Raw genomic sequence first — 23186 nt, 5'->3', positions numbered from 1 at the left:
CGCCGGAGTTGCTGGCCCGTACAATCGGTATTCACCTAACCTTCCGTAATCATGGCCAATACCACCACGACCCCGAAGCACACCGACCCCGCTACCAAGCGCGATGAGAAGAAAAACGAAACCGAAATCAAGGACAAGCCCTCGGGCAAGACTGTCAAAACGCAGAAGAAGTAGCCTTCCTAAAGCCTGCAAAAGAGCCCGGTGTGTCTGACGCACCGGGCTCTTTCGGTTGGAGCCGGTTCAGAAATCGGGAAGGAAGCGGCATATTGCAGCTAACTCTCACCAAACTCCATTATTCCGTGCGGCGGTTGCTTTTGCTTCTGGTGTTGCTTGCGCTGGCTGGGCCGGGCTGCGGGGCCACGCGCGTGGCCGACAGCCTGCGCCAGCGCCTGGCCGCCACCCCGCCCGATACCACGCGCGTGCAGCTGCTCCTCGGCCTGTGCAGCGAGCCAGAACTGAACAACGCCGCTGAGCGCCTGCGCTTTGGCCAGGAGGGGCTGGCCCTGGCGCGCCGCTTGGGCTACGAGCCCGGTGAGCTGGGGTGCCTGGCCGCGCTGGCGGCCGTGGCGCTGCAGCAGCAAGACTACCTCACCGCCAGCCGCCACTACCAGGAGGTGCTGCGCCGGGCCGAGCGCCGGCCCTGGGCCGCCCGGCTGGCCGTGCAGGCCTGGGCGGGGCTGGGCCGCGTGGCGGCGCAGGAAGAGCAGTTTGCCCAGGCCGACCGATTTTTTCGGCTGGCCCTGGCCGGGATGCGCCGCTACGCCGCCACCCCGGGCGAAATCATCGTGGCCCAAAACAACCTGGCCATGCTCTACGCGGGCTGGATGCGGGCGGGCGGGGCGGTGCCTGACTCGGTGCCGCGCCTGCAGGAGCAATATGCCCGGGCCGCCATGCGCGGCTACCAGGGCCAGGCCTCGAAGGACGGGCTGGCCACGCTGTTCAACATCATGGGGGTGGTACACGAGCTGGCCGACCGCCTCGACTCGGCGCTGTATTGCCACCGGCAGGCACTGCGGCTACACCAGCGCTCCAACAACTCGTACGGCGAAGCCCAGTCGTGGCTTTCGGTGGGGGGAATCTACGGCAAGAAGGGCCGCTGGGCGCAGGCGGCGCCGTTTCTGCAGACGGGCATTGCCCAGGCCCGGCAGCTGCAGGCCCCCGGCATCATGGTGGAAGGCTACAAGCAGCTGGCCGACTACATGGCCGCCACCGGCCGGGGGCTGGAGGCCTTCCGGCTGGCCCGGCTGCAACAGCACTTGCTCGACAGCCTGCAAACCACCGAGCAGCGCGAGGCCCTGGCCCGCCTGCAAGTGCAGTTCGACACGGAGCGGCAGCGCAGCCGCGTGCGCGCCCTCAGCCAGCAGGCCCGCCTGCAGGCTCTGGCGGCCCGCAAGCAGCGCCAGTACCTGCTGCTGACCATGGCCGTGCTGGGCGTGACGGTGCTGGGCCTGCTGGCGGCGGGCGTGCTGGGCTGGCGCCTGCGCCGCAGCCGCGCCCAGCTGGCCCGTCAAAACGAGGAACTCACCGCCACCCGCGCCGAGCAGGACCGCCTCTACGCCCTCGTTGCCCACGACCTGCGCAGCCCCGTGGTGGCCTTCAGCGGCCTAGCCGATTTGATGACGCGCTACATCGAGCGGCAAGACACGGCCCGGCTGGCCGGCCTGGGCGGGCGCGTGCGCCAGGCGGCCCAGGGCCTGCGCGCCCTTCTCGACAACCTGCTGAACTGGGCCCTCTCGCAACGCGGCGAGTTGGTGCCGGTGATAGAGCCCGTGGAGGTGGAAAAGCTACTGGCCGAAGTGGCGGCGCTGTATCAGTCGGGCGCCGAGGCGGCGGGCGTGCGGCTGGTGCTGGCGCCCAGCACGGGCGGCTCCGTGCGGGCCGATGCCAACATGGCGCGCACCATTCTGCGCAACCTCGTCAGCAATGCTTTACAGGCCACGCCGGCGGGCGGCGCCATTGTGCTGGCCGCCGCGCCGGGGCCAGGCGGGGTCGAAATCCGGGTCACGGACACGGGCCAGGGCATTGAGCCGGAGCGGATTCCGCAGCTGCTGAGCGGCGAGGTAGCGCCGCGCCCGGCGGGGGCACCGGCTTCTACCGGGCTGGGGCTGCGCCTGAGCGTGGTATTTGCGCGGGTGCTGGGCGGGCGGCTGGCGTTGCAAAGCGCACCCGGCCAGGGCACTACCGCCGTGCTCACGCTGCCGGCCGCCGTCGCGGCGGCTAGCCCCGAAACGCCCCGCGCCCCCATTGCCGCCACTGGCGCCCTGATTCCGGCCACTGGCGCCGGAGCCGTACCAACGGTTTAATGTTGTGGTCATCTTGCCGGGGCAGTCGGCGGCAGCTTCTCGATGGGTGAAAAGCGCCGGGCCGGCTGCCGCTGGTGCATGACGTATTCCCTTGTTAATGTTGCTGATACCGCCGGGCCCGCGCCGCGGGAGCCGGCCGCCGGGTGGGCGCCCGACGGAGTGGGATGCGTATATTCGGCGGCCGGTCTGTTGCCGGTCGAACAAGTAATGGCCTTGCCCGCAGAATCGGTAGTCCGGGTGTTGGTGGTAGAAGACGAGCCGCTGTATGCCGAGCAGCTCGAAGCCGCCCTGCAGGACCTGGGCTACGAGCCCGTGGGCCCGGCTGCCGACGCGCGCATTGCCCTGGCCCTGCACCGCACCGAAACCATCGACCTGGCCCTGCTCGACGTGAACCTGCGCGGCTCCGTCGACGGCATTGCTCTGGCCGCGCAGCTACTGGCCCACCGCCCCATTCCCATCGTCTTTCTCACCTCCCTGACCGACGGCGCGACGTTTACGCGGGCCCAGAACACGGGGCCGGCAGCCTTTCTTACCAAGCCCGTGGAGTTGGCCGCCCTGGGCCGGGCGCTGGCCCTGGCCGTGCACAACTTTGGCCAGCACCACGCCGCCACGCCCGCGCTGGCCGCCGAGCCGCTGCCTGTGGCCCCGCTGCCCGATGCGCTGTTCGTGAAGGAGAACGGGCTGCTCGAAAAAATCCGACTCAGCAACGTGCAGTCGGTGATGGCCGAGGACAAGCTGTGCTGCCTCACGCTGGCCGAGCGCACCGTGCACGTGCGCATGGCCCTGCGCGAGCTGGTGCAATACCTGCCGCCCGAGCGGTTCGTGCAGATTCAGCGCAGCTACTACGTCAACATCGAGCACATCGAGCGCCTCGACCCCGTGCGCCACCTCTTGCAGGTGGGCAAGCAACTGCTGCCCGTCAGCCGCCTTTACCAAGACGAGCTGCTGCGCCGACTGCGCACGATAGGGTAGCCTAACGATTCTAGCGCGGACTTTCAGTCCGTGAGCCACTGAAACGCGGACTGAAAGTCCGCGCTACGCCTTGTGCCATCCCGGAGGGATGGTGCTTCGCGCCAAGCGGCGCATTATTCCCCTCTCAACTCTTCACAATCAACCTTCTATAAAACCATGCAAACACCTTTACCCACCAAACGGCCATCCCTGGTGCGCCGCCTGGGGCTGGCTGCTGGCCTGAGCCTGGTCACCCTGCTGGGGGCCCGGGCCCAAACGGCGCTGAGCGGCGCCTACACCATCAACAACGCCCAAGCCACGGCGGGAACCAACTTCGCCAGCTTCACGGACGCCGCTGCGGCGCTGAATACCAACGGCGTGAGCGGGCCCGTGACGATTACGGTGAGCGGCGGGCCGTACACGGAGCAGTTCAGCTTGAACCAGCTGGCGGGCAGCAGCGCCGCCAACCGCGTGACGATTAACGGCGGCGGGCGCACCATTCAGTTCGGGTCGAATACCAGCGCCCAACGGGCGGTGGTGACGCTGAACGGGGCCGACTATGTGACCATCAACAACCTGCTGGTAGACGCTACGGTGGGCGGCACCAGCACGGCCACCTACGGCTGGGGCGTGCAACTGCTGAACAATTCCGACAACAACGTGCTGAGCAACTGCACCGTGACGGCCACGACCGCCGCCGCTAGCACCAGCACCAACTTCGCCGGCATTGTGTCGAATGCCTCAACCACCTCGCTCACCGGCACCGGCACCACCGCCAGCCAGAACCTGACGCTGCAAAACAACGCCGTGGTGGGCGGCTACTACGGCATCGCGGTGCTGGGCTCGGGCAGCCTGACAGCCCCCACGCCCGGCGTGCAGATTACCGGCAACACCGTGCGCGACTGCTACGATGCGGGCCTGTATATCAGCTACCTGAGCGGGGCGCAGGTGATTGGCAACGACGTGTCGCGCCCCAACCGTACCGGCGCCGGCTCCTTCTACGGCATCAACATGACCGTAGGCACCAGCGGCGCCACGGTAGCCAAAAACCGCTTTCACCAGGCCTTCCCGGCGGGCTCTACCACTACGTCCGGTTCCTACGGCATCTACCTGTTTACGCTGGCGGCGGCTACGTCCACGACGCCCAACATCATTGCCAACAACCTGATTTACGACATGAGTGGGGTGCAGGCCTACGGCATTTTCAACGGGTCGTCGGACAACTGCAAGTACTACTACAACACCATCGACATCAACGACCAGGCCAATACCGGCACGGGCGGCGGCTTCGGCTTCTACCAGACCACGGGCCTGAACGTGGAGTTTCGTAACAACATTGTGCGCATGAGCCGCACCGGCACGGGCCTGAACTACGCCATTTTGCTGTCGTCGATTGTGCCCAGCTTTGTGAGCAACAACAACGACCTGGTGGGCAGCGGCAGCACCTACCGCACCGGCTATTACCAAACCACACCCTACGCTACCCTAGCCGACTGGATGATGGCCAACGGCGGCTCCTTCGACCAGAGCAGCCTGAGCGTGGACCCTCAGTTCGTGAGCGTGAGTACCGGCAACCTGCGCCCCACCGCCGTGGCCCTCAACGGTACCGCCGCCCCCGTCGCGGCCGTGGCCGACGACTTCACCGGCGCCACCCGCAGCACCACGGCCCCCGACCTGGGCGCCTACGAGTTTTCGCCGCCGGCCAACACGCCCGGCGTCATCCTGCGTAGCATCGACTCGCCGGCCCCGCCCGTGACCACGGGCCCGCGCACCGTGACGGTGACCATCCTGAATAATGGCAACGTGCCCCTCACCACCGTGCAGCTGGCCTACGTGTTCAACAACGCGGCTGCCGTGACGCAGACCCTGACGCCGGCCGGTGGCCTGGCCGTGGGCGCCACGCAAAGCTTTTCGTTCACGACGCCCGTGACGCTGGTGAGCGGGCGCAATGGCCTAACCGTGACGGCCAGCGCACCCAACGGCAGCACGGCCGTGAGCAGCGGCCTGAGCAAAACCTTTTACACGCCCATGGTGGGCACCTACACCATCAACAAGCAGGCGGCGGGCAGCGCCACCAACTTCATCGGCTTTGCCGAGGCGGCTACCACGCTCAACAGCGCGGGCATTGCCGGTTCGGTGCGCCTCAACGTGCTGAATGGGCCTTATACTGAGCAATTTTCGCTGGTCCAGGTAAGCGGCGTGAGTGCCACCGACACCATTGTGGTAGACGGCGGCGCGGGCAAGCAGCGCCTGAGCTACGGTGGCACCTCGGGCCAGCCGGCAGCGGTGCTGCTGAACGGCACCGACTACCTGACCCTGCAAAACCTGACCATCGATTTGGCCAGTTCGCCGCAGTACGGCATCGGCGTGAGCCTCGTCGGCCAGGCCGTCAACAACCGCATCAAAAACTGCGCGATTCTGGCGCCCAGCACAGCCACCCTCACCACCGCCAACGCGGGCATTGCCGTGAGCGGCTCCGTGACGGTGACCGCCTCGGGCGGCGACGCCAGCGGGCTGCGCATCGAAAACGACTCCATCAGCGGCGGCGCTTACGGCATTTCGCTCACGGGCATTTCGACCACCAGCCGCAGCACAAATGTGCGGGTGACGGGTACCGTGGTGCGCAACTTCTTCAACTACGGCATTTACCTGGCCAACCACAGCGGGGCCCGCATCATCGGCAACAACATTCACCGCGAAAACCGGGTGTCTACTTCGACTTTCTGGGGCATTTACGTGGCGGGTTGCGTGGGCCTGGCCATTGAGCGCAACCGCATTCACGACCCCAACACGGCCAGTGGCAGCGCGCTACCGGCAAGCGGCATCTACTTCACCAGCACCTCGGGCGCGGCCGGTACGGAGAATGACGTGGTCAATAATCTGATTTATAATTTCTTCAGCTACGGCACGACTTACGGCATTTCCAATTCCGCCTCCAGCTTTGCGCGCTACTACCACAACACCATTGTGATGGACAGCCCAAGCAACGCGCAAACGGCCAACATCGGCTTCTACCAAACCGGTGCAGCCACCGGCATCGACTTCCTGAATAACCTGGTAGTGGTGACGCAGCCGGCCGCCCAGGGCCGCTACGCCCTGAACTTTGATACTCCGGCCTCGAGCATCACCAGCAACTACAACGACCTGTACGTGGGCCCCGTCGCCAATGGCTTCACCTGCCGCTATGGCAACACCAACTACGCCACGCTCACGGACTGGCGCGCCGCCAACAGCGCCGCTTACGACCAGAACAGCGTGGCCGCCACTCCGGCTTTCATCAATGCCGCCAGCCTCGTGCCCACGTCCCCCGCCCTGGACGGCGCCGGCACCGCGACCACCCTGACCCGCGTGCCGCGCGACTTTGCCAACACGTTGCGCACCAGCCCGCCCGACCTTGGCGCCTACGAGTTCAACGTGGTGCTGAACGATGTGGAACTGGCGAGCATCGACGCGCCCACCTCGCCGCTGACGCCGGGCAATAACCCCGTCACGGTCACCGTTCGCAACCTGGGCAGCACCACGCTCACCAGCCTGGTGCTCAGCTACACCTTGAACGGCGGCACGCCTGTTACGCAGTCGTTCACGGGCCTGTCGCTGGCCTTTGCTGCCACGCAGCAGTTCACCTTCACGCAGGGCCTCACGCTGAGCTTTGGCACCTACACGCTGGCCGTAACCGCCAGCCTGCCCAGCGGCCTCACCGACCCCACCCCGGCCAACAACACCCGTAGCGTGACCCTGCAACAGCTTACGCCCAACAACGACGAGCCCTGCGGCGCCCTGTCCCTCACGGCCGGCCTGGCCACTACCAACGCCAACAGCACCTTCACCAACCTAGCCAGCATCATCACGCCGGCCTGCTCGCCGGCCGTGTCGCCCCAGGACGTGTGGTTTACCTGGACGCCCACCACCGCCAGCGCCCCGCTTTACCTGAGCGGCGCTCCGGCCGGCATGGTGCGCGTGTTCACGGCCACCACCTGCACCACGGGCTTCAACCAAGTGTTTTGCCAGGCCAGCGGCACTGCCAACACCGCCGTGGGCAACGTCACGGTGACGGGCCTCACGCCCCGCCGCCTGCACTACGTGGCCGTTTCAGGCTACGCTTCGGGCGATGCCACCGGGGCCTTTTCCATCGGCCTCACGCCGCTCGCCAACCGCCCGCTGGTGGCTTCCACGGCCCTCACGGTATTTCCCAACCCCAGCACGGCCGGCGCCAGCGTTACGCTGCGGCTGGAAAAAGCCCTGGGCACGGGCACCGTCACGTTCATTAACGTGCTGGGCCAGGTAGTGCGCCAGCAGCCGCTGGCCAACGCGGCCGAGCAGGCGGTCATCACCCAGGGCCTGCCCGCTGGCCTTTACACGCTGCGCGTGCAAGCCGGCTCGCAAACGCTGACGCACAAGCTGCAGCTGCTGCCGTAGTTGCTTAGCCCAACGCAAAAGCGCCCGGTACGTCTGACGTGCCGGGCGCTTTTGCGTTGGGCTAAAAGCGGTTATTTCCAAGCTTTCAGCAGGCGGCGCACCAAGATGATTTCGCCGGTGTGGTAGGCATTGTGGTCGGCAATGAGCATGGCTTCGCGCAGAATGGTCTGGCCGGTGCCGTGCGGGATTGGGGCCAGCAAGTCGGTGCCGGGCGCGTGCAGCAGGTGAAGCATCCGCTGTCGGTCCTGTCGGATATGGTCCAGGGTTTCCTGCCATTGTTCTTCATCGGCGTCGGCATCCGAGGCGGGCCAGTAGCCGGCAGGCCATTCCGGCGACTCGTGTTCGGGTTCGATGCAGAATTCTACAATATCCCACTGCGCAATGCGAATGTGCTCCACCAATTGCCAGATGGTGTAGGGCACGTCTGGCACGCGCTGGTTCCAGATTTTGGGCGTGAGGCCAGCGCAGGCGTCTTCAAGGGTGGCGTGGGCGTTGCCCTTCGTGAGGAGGCTGGTTAGTTCGGCCAACAGGCCTTTTTGGTCGGGTCTATCCATAAGTGTCGTACTAGCTTCTTTATAAATCGGTTGTCTCGCCAGTGCTGTCAGCGGCTCATTCTACTCGGCCAGCCACTGCGTGGCCCGGTACTCGCCCGGCCCGAAAAATAGCCGCAGCAGTTCATCCACTATTTTGGGGCCGTTGGAGCTATTGGTGAGAAACACCAGTGTTGCTTTTTCGGCGGGCAGCGTCATATAGAAGCCTTTGAAATTACCGTTGTCGCCCCATTGCCACTGGGCCAGGCCCCGGCTGGTGGTGGCCAGGCCTACGCCGCAGGCCCAGGCGATGAACGCGTCGGTGGCCGTGGTGGGCTGGCCGCAGCGTTGGGCACTGTTGGCGGGCGTGCGGAGCAGCTGAGCCGTAGCGGGTTTCAGGCCATGGCCCGTCATCACTGCCTGCAAAAACCGGCTGTAGTCGGCCCCCGTGCTGAGCAGACTAAACGCCCCGTAGGCCGACGAGAAGTGTGTAATGGGCACCGGCTTGCCCTGGCCATCATGGCCCGAAGCAATGTTAGCCGCCCGCTTCTCCTGCCACACAAAGCTGCTGTGCTGCATGCGTAGCGGCCGGAAAACTTCCTCCCGCGCCAGCGTTTCGAACGACTTGCCGGTGAGGTGCTCCAAGGTTTTTTGCAGGAACACGTAGCCCTCGCCCGAGTAGTTCCAGCAACTGTCGGGCGCGTATTTCAGGCGCAGCGGAGTGGTGGGCCAGTCTGCCCCGAGTGGGTTGGTGGCCCAGTTGGGCAGGCCGGTGGTGTGGCCCAGCACCATGCGGGCCGTGATTTTATAAGCATTGGCCGCGCCTTGTAAGCGGGGGTACGGGGCATAAGTTAGCAGCGGCTTATCGAGGTCGAGCACGCCCCGGTCAAGCAGGCGCAGCGTGACATAGGCCAGCACCGCTTTACCCAGCGAAGCAGCTTCGAAGGTGGTAGTGGCATCCACGGCGGCTGGCTGGCCGGCGGTGCGCTGGCCCAGCGCGTAAGCATGCGTCTTGCCGCCGTGGGTGTACACCAGCTGCATGCCCGGCACGTTGGCCTTGCGCATTAAGGTCCGGATTGTGGCCGCTGATGGGGCCGGCTGAGCGCGGGAAACCGTGCTGACCAGTAGCGCCAGCAGTAGCAGGAAAGAAAATTTCATAACCAATAAAGCGGCGCAGTAGCGCGCGGCTCAAAGGTCGGCGGAAAACCTAAAGTAGGCGGCATGTAGCCTGCATCGCCCGGCCGGAGCCTATTTCCGGCGCGTCTTCTGCTGGGTTAATGCCGTCAAAGCTCCGGTGGAATACAGGGCCGCGCCCATCAATACAGGCTGGAAAAACAGCCGGGCCAGCCGCTTGGCATCGGTATCGAGGCCGAAGGCCGAGATGCGGTGGGTGTACTGATGCACATTGCCCGGAAACACGGCCGCATAAAACGCCGCCAGCCCAATACCCATTCGCACCCGGTTTTTACCTTTTAGCAGCAGCAACGCCAGCCCCAGCGCGATTTCAACCACGCCCGATTGCAGCACCACGGTGTCCTTGTCTTCCGGTACAAAATCGGGCACTTGGGCCTGAAACTCCTGCCGTTCAAAGGTGAGGTGACTGGTGCCGGCCACCAGCATGAATGTGCCCAGCAGGCCGCGGGTTACGTTTTGGAGCGTGGTGGTGTGAGGGGCGTGGCGCATGGCTTTCGGGAAAGTGAAGTGTAAGGGCTATACGGCTGGCCAGCAGTTCGGGTGCATGATGCTGGCACGGCGTTGGCAACGTACCGACCGTATAATGCCGCGGTGCCCACCCAATGCTGTCGCTATGAAATACTCAATTCTTGCCGGTGTTGCCATGCTGGCTTTGGCTGGCCTGTCCAGCTGCCAGAAGGCCAATGTTGACCCACAAACCGCGCTGCCGCCGTCCACCACCACCGGAGCCGAAACCTTGGGCTTTAGCCTCGACGGCAATACGTGGATACCCGCCGGACAGCGTTGTGGCATCTATGGCTGCGCCGATAACAAAGTGGAGGCCAGTTCCTATGTCGCCAACGGCCACCGCCAGCTGCTGCTAACGGCCGTGCGCACCGATGGCGGCCGTAATGAGTCGTTTATCCTTCAACTGGAAGCGCTGACCGGGCCGGGCGTGTACCGCGCCACGGCCGGCGGCCCCGGTGCTACCGGTGGCGAGGCAGGTACTAAACTCTACTTCGCCAACAGCCGCCAGGGCCTGCAGTACCAGAGCCAGCCTGGCACGGCTACCATCACCATTACCCGGCTCGACACAGTGCAGAACATTGTGGCTGGCACCTTCGAAGGGCAGCTAAGCAACCTGAGCGAGACTGGCTCGGTGCAGGTCGGCAGCGGGCGGTTTGATGTGCTGTATAACCGGTGATGTGTAGAAACGCGAAGTGTCGCGTCTCTACACATCACACGAGACTATTCTAGTGTGCCTGCAGCCAGTTGCGCCCGGAGCCCACCTCCACTTCCAGCGGCACGCCGTGGGGCAGCAGCAGGGCCGTGGTCATCAGCTCCTTGATTTTGGGCGTGATGTATTCCACTTCTTCCTGCACGGCGTCGAACACCAATTCGTCGTGCACCTGCAGTATCATCTTGGTGCCCAGCTTCTCCTCGCGCAGCCAGTGGTGGATGTTAATCATGGCCATTTTGATGATGTCAGCGGCCGTGCCCTGGATGGGGGCGTTGATGGCGTTGCGCTCGGTGTAGCCGCGCAGCGTGGCGTTGCGCGAATTGATGTCGCGCAGGTAGCGGCGGCGCTTGAGCAGCGTTTCGGCGTATTCCAGCTCGCGGGCCCGGTTGATGCTGTCGTCCATAAATGCCTTCACCGACGGGAATTCCTGGAAGTACGTCTCGATAATGTCCGTCGCCTCCTTACGGCCAATGCCGATGCGCTGGGCCAGCCCGAAGGCCGAAATGCCGTAGATGATGCCGAAGTTGACGGTTTTGGCCTTGCGGCGCATCTCCGAATCCACGGCTTCCATGGGCACTTTGAACACCTTGCTGGCCGTGCTGGTGTGCACGTCCTGGCCCAGGCGGAAGGCTTCAATCATGGTCTTGTCGCCCGAGAAGTCGGCCATGATGCGCAGCTCCACCTGCGAGTAGTCAGCGGCGAGCAGTACGTGCTGGTCGTCGCGCGGCACGAAGGCTTTGCGGATTTCGCGGCCCCGCTCCGTGCGAATGGGAATGTTCTGCAGGTTGGGGTTGGTGCTGCTGAGGCGGCCGGTGGCGGCCACGGCCTGGTTGAAGTTGGTGTGCACGCGGCCGTCCACCACGCTCACCAGCTGGGGAAGGGCTTCCACGTAGGTGCTGCGCAGCTTGGTGAGCTGCCGGTACTCGAGGATGAGCGCGGCAATGGGATTTTCGGCGGCGAGCTGGCTCAGCACTTCCTCGCCGGTGGCGTACTGGCCGGTTTTGGTTTTCTTGATTTTGCCCTTGCCGATGTCCATCTTGTCGAACAGCACCTCGCCCAATTGCTTGGGCGAGCCGATGTTAAACTCCTGCCCGGCCTCGCGGAAAATCTGGGTTTCCAACTCGCTCACGTAGCCTTGCAGCTCGGCTGAGTATTCGCCCATGGCCACACTGTCAATCTTCACGCCCTCGTATTCAATGTCGGCCAGCACCGGCACCAGCGGGTTTTCCACGTCGTTGAGCAAGCCCAGCAGGCCCAGGTCTTTCAGCATGGGCTCGAAGACGTGCTTGAGCTGCAGGGTCACGTCGGCGTCTTCGCAGGCGTAGTCTTTCACGGCGGCCGGGGGCAGGTCGGCCATGGTCAGCTGCTTTTTGCCCTTGGGGCCGATGAGCTCAATAATGCTTACCGGCGTGTAGTGGAGGTAGGTTTCGGCCAGCACGTCCATGTTGTGGCGCATGTCGGGCTCGATGAGGTAATGGGCCAGCATGGTGTCGAACAGCGGCCCCGAGATGTTGACGTTGTAGTGCTTGAGGATGGTGAGGTCGTACTTGATGTTCTGGCCGATTTTCAGAATGGTTTTCGACTCGAAAAACGGGCAGAACTCGTCCACAATGGCCTGCGTGGCGGCCTGGTCGTCGGCCGGCACGGGTACGTAGTAGGCCTCGCCCGGCAGCCAGCTGAAGCTCAGGCCCACCAGCCGCGCCGTCATGGTATCCAGCCCGGTGGTTTCAGTATCGAAGCTGACCTCGTTCTGTTGTAACAGGAATGATAGCAGCGACTTCCGCAGCTCGGGCGTGTCCATCAGGTGGTAGTTGTAGGGCACGTCTTCGAGGCGCTTGCGCGGGCCGGCGGGGGCGCCGTAGCCGGCAGTTTCGCCCTCTTCGGCCCCAATGGCCACTGCCTCGTCGCCGGGATTGCCAAACAGCGAGGCCTGCCCGCCGGGCACCAGCTTGGGCCGGCGCACGGGCTTGGAGCCGGGTGCGGCCACGGCGGCCGGCGTGCGCTCGGGCCCGCCGCTCAGAATACGCGCCGACAGCTGCCGGAATTCCAGCTCGTCGAACAGTGCGCGCAGGGTGGCCTCGTCGGGGGCATCGAGCACCAGCTTTTCGGGCTCGAAGTCGATGGGCACGTTCACGTGGATGGTGGCCAGCTCCTTGCTCATCAGGCCCTGCTCGGCGAAGGTGCGCACATTTTCCTGCTGCTTGCCCTTGAGCTGGTCGGAGTTGGCAATCAGGTTTTCCACCGAGCCGAACTGCTTCACCAGCGCCTTGGCCGTCTTCTCGCCGATGCCGGGAATGCCGGGAATGTTGTCGGAGGCGTCGCCCTGCAGGCCCAGAATGTCAATCACCTGCTCCACGCGCTCAATCTCGAAGCGAGCCAGCACGTGCGGCACATCCAGAATTTCGGCCGCGTTGCCCATGAAGGCGGGACGGTAGATTTTAATGTGCTCCGTCACCAGCTGGCAGTAGTCCTTGTCGGGCGTCATCATAAACACCTCGAAGCCTTCCTTTTCGGCCTTTTGCGCCAGCGTGCCAATCACGTCATCGGCCTCGAAGCCGTCCATCATCAGAATGGGGATGTGGAAGCCCTGGATAATCTTCTTGATGTAGGGCAGCGCGATGCCGATGTCCTCGGGCATGGCCTGGCGCTGGGCCTTGTACTCGGCAAACTGCTCGTGGCGGAAGGTTTTCTTGGCCGCATCGAAGCACACGCCAATGTGGGTGGGCTTTTCCTTTTGCAGCACTTCCACCAGCGTGTTGGTGAAGCCGAGCACGGCGCCCGTGTTCATGCCTTTGGAGTTGATGCGCGGGTTTTTGCTAAAGGCGAAGTGCGAGCGGTAGATGAGGGCAAACGCGTCGAGCAGGAAGAGCTTCTTGGGGGCGGCGGGGGCGGTGTCGGACATAGAGGCGAAGGTACGGAGCGGGCTTGGCGGGGCCGCACGGTCCGGCTGACGAATGCCGGCAGCCGGTCGGGAGAGGTGGCCCGGTGGTCGATAACGTTACGAATAGCAGGGCGGTAGCGGCTAGGTTTGCCGGAACCCATTCAATAGTTAATTTCTGCTCACGTCATTTCCTATCCGCTATGAAGTCTTTCGCTATCAACTTACTGGCGCTGCTAACCGTTTCACTGTCGGCTTCGGCGCAGTTTACATTGCCCAAAATCGGCAACGTCAAAATACCGGCCATTGGCAAAGCCGGTGCCGCGGCCGCGCCCGGCGGCGTGAGCAACACCGAAGCCGCCAACGGCCTCAAGGAAGCCCTCATTCAGGGCATCAGCAAGGGGGCCGACCAGGCCTCGCAGACGGACGGCTTCAACCTGAACTCGCTCATTCGCATCCCGTTTCCGCCCGATGCCCAGAAAGTGGCCACCCGGCTGCGGGCCATCGGGCTGGGCAGCCAGGTCGATGCCTTCGAGCTGAGCCTGAACCGGGGTGCCGAAGACGCGGCCAAAAGCGCTAAGCCCATTTTTCTAAACGCAATTAAAAACCTCACCTTCACGGACGTGTGGAACATTCTGAGCGGCCAGAAAGACGCGGCTACGCAGTACCTCAAGCGCACCACCACGGGCCAGCTCACCACCGCGTTTCAGCCCATCATTCAGCAAAGCCTGGACAAGGTGGGCGCCACGCGCTACTACACCAGCCTGAGCAGCACCTACAACAAGCTACCGCTGGTGCAGCCCGTGCAAACCGACCTCAACCAATACGCCACCGGCAAGGCCATCGACGGCCTGTTCACGCTCATTGCGCAGGAGGAGGCCAACATTCGCCAGAATCCCGTAGCCCGCACTACTGAGCTGCTGAAGAAGGTGTTTGGCGGCTAAGGCTGGTCAGGAAATTACAGCGCCGGCTTAACTTCTAGCACCATTTGCTGACTGGCCGGCTGTCCATCAGCAGTCAGGCCCTGCATCACTACCAGGTAGCGGCCGGCCTGGTCGCCGGTGAAGAAGCTCAGCGTCTGGGGCTGGGTGCCGGTTGCGGTGATATTCGGATTCCAGTAGAGGAGGTTGCGCAGGTCGGGCAGGCGGCTTTGGGCGGCAGCGGGCGTGTCGTAGCGCGGGGCGTAGAACTCGCGCTGGCGCTGCACGCCTTCGTAACGCTCCACTAGCACGCGCGGGTCGAGCTGGAAGCCTTCCAGGTCGCCCTTGTAGGTGCTGAAGCTAACCACGCCGTTGTACACGGCCAAGCCCTGAAAGTACCGGCTGTCAACAACTTCCAGCTTCCGAATCTTGATGGCCGGCATGGCCATTATCTTGTTGATGTTGAACACGGGCACCCCATCAAGCAGCACCATGGGGTTTTCTTCGAGCAGGGTTTTGTTCACCTTGTCGGCCACCAGAAAGTGGAAGCCGTCCTTCCGAATCCGGACCACCACGCCGGGCACGTATTCGCGCAGCACCTCTTCCAACACCTTAAAGCGGGTGTATTTGTCCAGTAGGTAGGTTTCGTCGGGCTTGCCATAGAATGCCAGACTGTCGACCCGCTCCCGGACATACCGGCTGCGGTACTTACCAAAGTAGAGGTTCTGTACCTGTGCCTGCAGGTGCCGCTTCTCGTAGTCGGGCTGGAAGCGGGGCGTGAGGCCATACGTCAGGCCCGGCCCCCCACTGCGGAAGCGCGTCGAGAACGGCTCAATCAGCTGAATATGGCAGGTGCTGTCCTGTTGCGGGTCGGTTTGCACCACCAGGTCCTGCGGGCCATCGAAATGATGCATCTCAAACTGCACCAGGCCTTCCTCGTTGCTCACGGCATTGGTCAGCCGGATGATGCGGCTCGGCGACGACAAATAGGTCGTCACGCCCGGGCGCGGCGTGGTAGTGCCCGCCCGCGTGAGGCGGGCCTGCACCACGGGGCCGTTGGGCTCGGGTAGGAACTTGGGCGCCGGCAGCGACTGGGCCAGCACGTCTTCCCACCGGAACCGGCTCCAGCCCTGGGTAAGCATCAGGTTATCGGCGGCTTCAGGGTCGTTGGCGGTGAAATAATAGTCTGGATTTTCCACGGTGCCCTTCAGCTCCGACGTCAGGCCCAGATACCGGTCGATGGACTGGGCCGGCGTGGCCGCGAGCGAGTCGAGGCGGTACACGGCCATCGAGAGGCTGGCGTTGGCCGTGGGGGCCAGCCCGCCCAGTGCCAGCTGTACCTGCACTTTGTCACGCGGGCCATACTGGGGCTTGTCGGCCTGGGCCATGAGGGTCAGGCCCGGCGTGGGGCGCTGAAAATACAGCCGCTCGGCCACGGGCTGCTGCGCTTCGTTGAACACAGTGAAGTGCGACACGCCTCCGAGCAGCTGGTCGGGGCGGAAAACATAGATAGCGTGGCCATTCACCAGCTGCATGCGGGTGGCCAGCGCCGTTTGCTGCCGGGAGTGCGCCAGCAGAAACAGGGTTTCGGTCGGCCGTTGCGTGGCATCAACGGTCAGAGTAAGCTGGTTCGAGCCGCTGCGCTCCAGGTGCATGACGTAGCCCTGGGCGAAAACGCGGGGCAGCGGCCGGCTGATGGTTTGGCCCGGCCCCAGCGTGAGCACCGCCGTGTAGGTGTCTTGGGCCGAAGACGGCGTGAACAGAAAGTTGCCCATGCCCAGCCGCAGGGTGCTGAAGGTGGCCACCACGGCCCCTTTCTGGTTCAGCACTTTGCCGGTGGCGGCCACGCCGTGGCCGGCCGGGTTGGTTACTTGCACGGCCACTTTGCTGCGCAGGCCCTGCACCAGGTTGCCGCCTTCCGGAAAAAACTGCGCTTCAAAAGCCACCGAGTCCTTGGCCGGGCGGGCCGCCCCCGACGCCACAAAGGTGTTCAGCACCGTTACCGGGCTGTGGAAGTAGGCTTCGGGCGCGAAGTTTTTCATCCAGCTTGTGTAGGCCCGCACCGTGTAGCTGCCCGAGGCCACCGAGGCCGGCACCACGAAGGAACCCTGCCCCACGGCATTCTTCAGCGCAATTTTCCCCTGCAGCACGGGATGGTTTTTCGCATCAAGCACTTCCACGTAAGCCACGCTGCTCAGCGTGAGAGGGCGCGAGTAGGTGCCGTCCACAGCGTACACTTTAAACCACATGGTTTCGCCGCTGAGATATACGGGCCGGTCCAGGTGCAGGAAGAGTTTTTCCTGAATCCGAGCCTTTTCATAGCGCGCCAGCTGGCGCGGCAGGCTGGCCAGCGTATCGGCCTGGCCCCAGGCCGGAGCCGCGCCGGCCAGGCCCAGCAGGCCCGCCACAAACAGGCTGGCAAAAGCCGGAGAGCGCCGTTGGCAGGATGCGATGAAAGTGTTAATCATAAACAAAGTCGCAAAAACAAATGGATTACCAGAACGATGGGCGTGTGGCCGAGCCCCGGCGGCGGCAGTCCACGCAGTCCGGCGACGAGATGAGGTAGGTTCCCGGAACCTGACTGACCGGTACGGAATAGCCCGACGAGAAAAACGGAATGACCCGAACTTTGGGGTCCAGCGTATCGGGCGGGAAGCAGCCGGCGTAGCCGTTGTTGTACGGCCAGTCGAGCGGCAGCTGGCCGCGTTCGATGAAAATGCGTTTCTGGGCCAGCGAGTGCGCGCCCACAAAGCCCAGGGCCAGCTCCGCGTCGTTGCTCAGGCAGTGCACGTTGCCGGTGAGCTGGCTGGGCTGCGGGTCGAAGAGCGTGCCCAGGCTCTCGGTGTTCTTCTGCAACGCTTCCCAATAGGCGTATTCCTCCTTGGTGAGGGCGTGCTGCTGCACCAGGATGCTGTAGCGGCGAAACAGCCGCTCGGAGGTGCGGGCCAGGCGGCGCAGCAGGAAATCCGACACGACATCTTTGTTCAGGGCCGTGGTTTTAGCCAGCTGAATGGCTACCGCCCGTTCATTGCCCCAGCACAGCGTGGGATAGGGCACCCGAATGGGAATGATGGCATTGTTGTAAAACTCCAGTACGGGCCTAACGGAAGGAATAATTTCCCAGGTTTCCTCGTATTCCCAGCGGTAGTATTGGGTGGCGCGGGCATCATCGTGGGCACTCACGTAAATGCCCATGCCAGCATTTTCGGGGCGCCAGTCCACCGCATCGAGGGGCGGCGTGATTTTGGCCGGCACGAAATCAGAGGCATACAGCACGCCAGCAACCGTAGCAATGCGCAACCGGTAGGCACGGCCCGGCGTCAGGTTCAGGTAGGCCGAGGTGTAGATGCCAACCGGGCTTTCGACCAGGTTGTAGCGGGCGCCGGTGGCGTCTTCAATGTAGGCCGTGGCGCGGGTTTCGGCCGGCACCTTGGGCAAAGAGGAAATGGCGAAGGTGCGCGAGAGCTTGATGGTCGTCACGCCCTGCGTATTGATGAAGCCGTCGACCACCAAATAGCTGCGGGGCGAGGAAAGCACGTCGGGTTTGTACGGGTCCACGCAGCCCGCCAGTAGCGAAGCCAGCAGCCAAAGCAGCAGTCGGGAGAAAGGAGAAGTAATGCGCGTCATAGTATAGAAGGAGAGGAAAGTAGGAAGCAAAAGTGGCCGGTAAGGCGTTTCGGCCGCCCCTACCAGAATGCCGGCCGGTTAGCAGAGCCCCGTCGCCGGCAGTCGACGCAGTCCAGTGACGCAACGGTGATGCCATCCCTGACCTCACTCACGGGCACTACGAAGCCTGTTCGCAGCAGCGGAATGTAATTCCCTTTGGCCGTATCGGGCGGCACGCAGGCTTCGTAGCCACTCACAAACGGCCAGTCGAAGGGCAGTTGGCCGCGTTCAATAAAAATGCGTTTTTGGGCCAGCGAGTGCGCGCCCACAAAACCGAACGCCAGCTCTGCGTCGTTGCTCAGGCAGTGCACGTTGCCGGTGAGCTGGCTGGGCTGCGGGTCGAAGAGTGTACCCAGGCTTTCCGTGTTTTTGCGCAGCAGTTCCCAGTAGGCATATTCTTCCTTGGTGAGGGCATGCTGCTGCACCAGCACGCTGTAGCGGCGGTAAAGCCGGTCGGAGGTGCGGGCCAGGCGGCGCAATAAAAGGTCGGATACAATGTCCTTGCTCAAGGCCGTGGTTTTGGCCAGCTGAATGGCGGCGGCCCGCTCGTTGCCCCAGCACTGGGCCGGATAAAGCACCCGAATGGGCCGTATGGCATTGTTTACGAATTCAATGGAAGGGCTGAACGGTGGGATGATTTCCCAGGTCTCCTCGTATTCCCAGCGGTAGTATTGGGTGGCTTTGGTGTCGTCGTGGGCACTCACGTAAATGCCCAGGCCGGTGGGTTCAGCCCGCCAATCCACCGCGTCGAGGGGCGGCGTGATTTTGACGGGCACAAAATCAGAGGCATACAGCACGCCAGCGGCCGTGGCAATACGCAGGCGGTAGGTGCGGCCCGTGGTGAGCATAAGGTAGGCAGAGGTGTACGTCCCGGTTGCACCCTCGGCCAGGGGAAAGCGGGCCCCGGCCGTGTCTTCGATGTAGACCGTGGCGCGGGTTTCGTTAGGCACTTTGGGCAGCGAGGTGATGGCAAACGTGCGCGAGAGCTTGATGGTGGTCACGCCCTGGCTGTTGATGAAACCGTCGACCACCAGGTAGCTGCGCTTGGCGGCCAGAATCTCGGGCGAGTACGGGTCGACGCAGGCTGGCAGCAGCAACACCAGCAGCCAAGCCAGCCCTCGGCACACCAAAGGAAAAGCAGGACGCATAGCGGGCTAGAATTTGAAGTTGTATGTCACCGTCGGGATGGGCTGGCCGAAGATGGACAGCTGATACCCCTTAATCTGCCCGTTCGTCGCCTTGAAGTAGACAGAGTACGGGTTGCGGCGGCCGGTGAGGTTATACACGCCCACCGTCCAGGAGCTGTGGGCCAGCTTCTTCACCTTGTGGTTACCCTCGATGTTCAGGGCCAGGTCCACGCGGTAGTAGTCGGGCACGCGGTAGGCGTTGCGGTCCGAGTAGTACACGCGCAGCGAGTTGCCCACGTAGTACTCGGCCAGGGGCAGGGTGATGGGCCGGCCCGTGCTGTACGTAAAGTTGAGCGAGGAGCTGAAGCGCCGGCTGAAGCGGTAGTTGCCCACCATCGTAAAATCGTGCGGCTTGTCGAAATTGCTCGGGTAATAGGCTCCGCCGTTAATCATATCGGCCGGCGTGCCAGCATTGGCCCGCACCAGCGAGCGCGAGTACGTGTAGCTCACCCAGCCGTTCACCTTGCCGGTCAGCTTCTTCACAAACACCTCTACGCCGTAGGCTTTGCCCTGCGCATTGATGATGTCGGTTTCGATGTGCGGGTTGAGCACCAGCGTGGCCCCGCTCTTGTAGTCCACAAAATCGCGCAGCGACTTGTAGTACGTCTCGATGGAGGCCTCGATGGTGTTCGACTTGAAGTTGCGGTAGTACCCCACCGAAAACTGGTCGCCAATCTGGGGGCGCACGTTGCCGTCGCTCAGCTTCCAAATGTCGGTGGGCGACACGGAGGCCGTGTTCGTGAGCTGGTGAATGTACTGGCGGGTGCGCGTGTAGCCCGCCTTCACCGACGACCGGTCGTTGAGCGAGTAGCGCGCCGACACGCGGTATTCCGGGCCGTGGTAGGTGGCCACGGTTTTGCCCGAAGCATAGTGCAGGGTGTCGAGCAGCGTGTTTTCGGTGCGCGACTCGCCGGGGGCGTACTGGTACACATCGCGCGGCCCCAAGGCTTGGTACAGGGAGTAGCGCAGCCCCAGGCTCAGCGAAAAGCGCGTGGTGATATCGAACCGGTCAGAAGCGTAGATGGCGCTTTCCAGGCCCTGCTCGCGGGGCAGCACGTTGGGCGTCACCAGCGACTTATCGCCCAGTGGCGTAAAGCTGCCCGGCGCAATGCGATAGAACTGCGAGCTCACGCCAAAGTCCACCGTGTGGCGCGAATTGGGGAAAAAGCTGAAATCGGCCCGCAGCGCCGGCTGGTCAATGCTGTACTTCAACTCGTAGGCATTCACCTTGTTGCCGTCGCTGCTCACGTTGTAGTCGTAGTGGCTGTAGGCCCCGGTCAACACGCCGTACAGCTTGTTGTTGAAGGTGTGCCGCCACTTCAGGCTGGCTGTTTGGTTGAGGTAGCGGTACGTGGTATCGCTGGCCAGCCGGAACCGGTCGGAGCTCATGTAGGCCGTGGCATAAATCGAGTTTTTGTCGTTGAACTCGTGGCTGACGTAGGCGGTAAGGTCGTAAAACGCAGCCGAGCTTTTAGCAAAGTTCTTGTCGTTCAGCTGCTTCAAAATCCAATCGGAATAGCTGGCGCGGCCGCTCACGATGAAGGCACTTTTGTCCTTCACCAGCGGCCCTTCCAACGTGAGGCGGCTCGTGAGCGGCCCGATGCCGCCCGAGCCGGCTAGCTTCTTCTTGTTGCCCTCGCGCGTGGTGATGTCCAGCACCGACGACAGCCGCCCGCCGTATTTGGCCGGAATGGCACTTTTGTACAGCTCCACGCCCTGCAGAATGTCGGGGTTAAATGCTGAGAAAAAGCCGAACAGGTGCGACGGATTGTACAGCGTGGCGTCGTTGAACAGAATCAGGTTCTGGTCGGTAGCGCCGCCGCGCACGTTTAGGCCGGTGCTGCCTTCGCCCACCGATTTCACACCCGGCAGCGTGAGCACTACCCGCAGCAAATCGGTTTCGCCGAAGGCCGTGGGCACCTGCTTCATGGTCTTGATGTCAATCTTTTCGAGGCCCATCTGCATCCCCGAAACGTTCTTGTCTTTTTCGGCCTCAATCACCACTTCCTTCAGGGTCACAATGTCTTCCTCTGTCTCAATCTCCAGTTTGCCATTGCCGCGCAACACCACCTTGCGGGTGGTGTTCTTGATGCCCACGCCCCGTATTTTCAAGTCGTAGCGGCCCACCGGCAGCGTGAGGGAGTAGGCCCCGAACTGGTCGGTGCTGGCCCCCACGTTGGGCGATTCGGAGTAGATGGACGCGCCAATCACCGGCTCGCCCGATTTCAGGTCGCGGATGTGGCCGGCCAGCGTGGCCCGCCCCGTGCCGCCGCTCCCAATCTCATACACCTTGTACTCGGCGGCGCTCACGTAGCGCGAGCGACCGGTGGGCGTGGCCGGCAGGTCGGCATTGTCGGGGCGCGCGGCCACATCCGAAGCTTCCACCGGCTGCGGGCTGAGGAAGTCGGCCATCACCATCGGCTCAATGGCTTTGCCCTGGTACACGAATACGCGGCCCTCGTTGTCGGTGGTGAAGTGGAATTTCGTGTTTTGCAGTGCCTGTTCCAGCACCGTGGCCACGGGCTGGCTCTGGGCCTGCACCGTCACAAACAGGCTGTCGACAGCCGCCGGGTCGAAGTAGAACTTCAGGCCCGTCTGGGCCTCCACCTGGCCCACAAACTGCCCAAACGGTGTGTGGTTAAACGCGCCGCTCACCAGTTTGGGCGGTTGCTGCTGGCCGTGGCCGGGCAGTGCCAGCAGGCCAAAAAACAACAGCAGCACGAAGGTATACGCTTGCTTCATCGAATCGAGAAGATAAAAGGAACGGAAAGGCTATCGGGTAAGGGGCGGGACCACGGCTGCCGCGTTAGGGCTGCGGCAGCAGGCTCACGTAGTACAGCGCCAGCTCCGTAACGGAGGCGCCGAAACCGGCTTTGCTGAAGCGCAGGTGCTTTTCCTTGATGTGCTGCTGCACCTCTTTCCTGTGGTCGGCAAAGGCGCGCAACACCGCACTCTTGCTGCTGATAGGAGTATAAACGCCCGCCTTTTTCAAGTAGAATTTATCAGCTGTGATATACTCCACGTTGAGGAAGCCCTGAGCCGGCACTTCCTGTAGGTTCTTCGCGCGTTTGGCCAGTACCTGCAGGCGGCTGTCGTCCACCAGCAGCTCGTAATAACCCGTGCTCAGCACCCGGCCTGTGCTGCTATCTGCCTGAATTCGAACAAAATGATGGTTGTCAATGGTGAATTCACGCACGTACTCGTTGATGAGCCGCAGGTTCAGCGGGCTGGTCGGCTGCGTGATTATCACCTGCTCCAAGACCACATCGTAAGCCAGCCGCAGGTTGGGGAAGTAGTGGTCGTTGTAGTACACGCTGCCGGGCATTTTTTCCGTCGTGGCAAAAAACTGGTGGCCCGTGCGGGCGTGGTAGCGCAGGGAGTAGTCCACGTATTCCGGCCCGTTGTAGAGCTGCGGCGACGCCACGAAGGACTTGTTGTACCGGGCGGTAGCAGCCTCCACGGCGGCGGCCAGGGGCTCAGATGCCGGGCGTTGCTGGCCCAGGGCCGGGGCGCTATGCCCCAGCAGACTCAGGAGTGCCAGCAGTAAAATGTAGCGTGTTTTCATAGTCAGGAAAGAAGTTGCGCCTCGGCCCGAGCCACAGGGATGAGGCTAAGGCACATAGCCTAGCCACAGCTCCGCCTGCGCTGGGTAGCCGAAGGAGAGAGGGGGTGGCGCAACGCCGCAAAAAAGGAATGGAGGAAAGGCAACTTGGCTGAACTGCTCATCGGGGTAGCGACCACAGCATCAACCTAAGAGCCGAAGATAATGAATGCGCGGCGAGGGAGTCTAAAAAGGAAGGCGCACTTGCAGAGGCTGAGCCGTCGGCCAGTTCTCTGGCAATAAGCTAATTGACAAAGATTCAAGTCCGCGAAATGTGTTTTGCCTGAATAAGAACGAGTTGCCAGTAGGAAAATTGTGGAC

General features: G+C 63.1%; 15 protein-coding genes. 6 read left to right on the top strand and 9 right to left on the bottom strand.

The genetic code is table 11. The features are described from left to right. The first annotated feature begins 51 nt into the window (after positions 1-51). From I7X13_RS21750 to I7X13_RS12165, 4 genes are all read left to right on the top strand, one after another. Positions 52-174 (top strand): hypothetical protein, encoded by a 123-nt coding sequence (locus tag I7X13_RS21750; protein ID WP_262894983.1) that lies wholly within the window; start codon positions 52-54, stop codon positions 172-174. Between the two features lie 134 nt (positions 175-308). Further along, a complete protein-coding gene (locus tag I7X13_RS12175) occupies positions 309-2303 on the top strand; it encodes a sensor histidine kinase (RefSeq protein WP_213019068.1) in 1995 nt (664 codons plus the stop codon). Positions 2304-2510: 207 nt separating this feature from the next. Continuing rightward, positions 2511-3275, top strand: a complete 765-nt coding sequence (locus I7X13_RS12170; protein ID WP_198075689.1) for a LytR/AlgR family response regulator transcription factor — start codon at positions 2511-2513, stop codon at positions 3273-3275. A 156-nt stretch (positions 3276-3431) separates the two neighbouring features. After that, positions 3432-7670: a beta strand repeat-containing protein gene (locus I7X13_RS12165; RefSeq protein ID WP_198075688.1), complete on the top strand. Its 4239-nt coding sequence runs from the start codon at positions 3432-3434 to the stop codon at positions 7668-7670. Between the two features lie 71 nt (positions 7671-7741). On the opposite strand, the gene I7X13_RS12160 is transcribed toward I7X13_RS12165, so the two are convergent. The 3 genes from I7X13_RS12160 to I7X13_RS12150 form a co-directional block, all read right to left on the bottom strand. Further along, on the bottom strand, positions 7742-8224 hold the full coding sequence (locus I7X13_RS12160; protein WP_198069514.1) for a DinB family protein: 483 nt from the start codon (positions 8222-8224) through the stop codon (positions 7742-7744). A gap of 60 nt (positions 8225-8284) precedes the next feature. Further along, positions 8285-9358, bottom strand: coding sequence for a serine hydrolase domain-containing protein (locus tag I7X13_RS12155; RefSeq protein WP_198075687.1), 1074 nt, complete (start codon positions 9356-9358; stop codon positions 8285-8287). Positions 9359-9448: 90 nt separating this feature from the next. Next, positions 9449-9883, bottom strand: coding sequence for a DoxX family protein (locus I7X13_RS12150; RefSeq protein WP_198075686.1), 435 nt, complete (start codon positions 9881-9883; stop codon positions 9449-9451). Between the two features lie 124 nt (positions 9884-10007). Here I7X13_RS12150 and I7X13_RS12145 point away from each other — a divergent pair, with 124 nt between their 5' ends. Continuing rightward, the gene (locus tag I7X13_RS12145; protein ID WP_198075685.1) at positions 10008-10577 is read left to right on the top strand and encodes a hypothetical protein; all 570 of its coding nucleotides are present in this window, start codon (positions 10008-10010) and stop codon (positions 10575-10577) included. A gap of 49 nt (positions 10578-10626) precedes the next feature. Here I7X13_RS12145 and polA read toward each other — a convergent pair whose 3' ends face one another. Further along, on the bottom strand, positions 10627-13515 hold the full coding sequence (polA, locus tag I7X13_RS12140) for a DNA polymerase I (RefSeq protein ID WP_198075684.1): 2889 nt from the start codon (positions 13513-13515) through the stop codon (positions 10627-10629). Between the two features lie 179 nt (positions 13516-13694). Here polA and I7X13_RS12135 point away from each other — a divergent pair, with 179 nt between their 5' ends. After that, positions 13695-14435 carry a DUF4197 domain-containing protein gene (locus I7X13_RS12135; protein ID WP_198075683.1) on the top strand — a complete coding sequence of 247 codons (741 nt, stop codon included), beginning with the start codon at positions 13695-13697 and terminating at the stop codon, positions 14433-14435. A gap of 14 nt (positions 14436-14449) precedes the next feature. On the opposite strand, the gene I7X13_RS12130 is transcribed toward I7X13_RS12135, so the two are convergent. The 5 genes from I7X13_RS12130 to I7X13_RS12110 all read right to left on the bottom strand — a co-directional run bounded on the left by I7X13_RS12130 (position 14450) and on the right by I7X13_RS12110 (position 22829). Beyond that, on the bottom strand, positions 14450-16879 hold the full coding sequence (locus tag I7X13_RS12130; protein ID WP_198075682.1) for an MG2 domain-containing protein: 2430 nt from the start codon (positions 16877-16879) through the stop codon (positions 14450-14452). 25 nt (positions 16880-16904) lie between these two features. Then, the gene (locus I7X13_RS12125; protein WP_198075681.1) at positions 16905-18038 is read right to left on the bottom strand and encodes a DUF4249 domain-containing protein; all 1134 of its coding nucleotides are present in this window, start codon (positions 18036-18038) and stop codon (positions 16905-16907) included. Positions 18039-18097: 59 nt separating this feature from the next. Next, positions 18098-19225 (bottom strand): DUF4249 domain-containing protein, encoded by a 1128-nt coding sequence (locus I7X13_RS12120; protein ID WP_213019067.1) that lies wholly within the window; start codon positions 19223-19225, stop codon positions 18098-18100. A gap of 6 nt (positions 19226-19231) precedes the next feature. Further along, complete coding sequence (locus I7X13_RS12115; protein WP_198075680.1) at positions 19232-22006, bottom strand: TonB-dependent receptor; 2775 nt, start codon at positions 22004-22006, stop codon at positions 19232-19234. Positions 22007-22070: 64 nt separating this feature from the next. Further along, entirely contained in the window at positions 22071-22829 is a 759-nt protein-coding gene (locus tag I7X13_RS12110; RefSeq protein ID WP_198075679.1) for a hypothetical protein, read from the bottom strand. Positions 22830-23186 lie beyond the last annotated feature (357 nt).

This window comes from Hymenobacter negativus (genome assembly GCF_016056375.1).
GTDB classification, from domain to species: domain Bacteria; phylum Bacteroidota; class Bacteroidia; order Cytophagales; family Hymenobacteraceae; genus Hymenobacter; species Hymenobacter negativus_A.
This window is presented reverse-complemented; position numbering and strand designations above follow the sequence as displayed.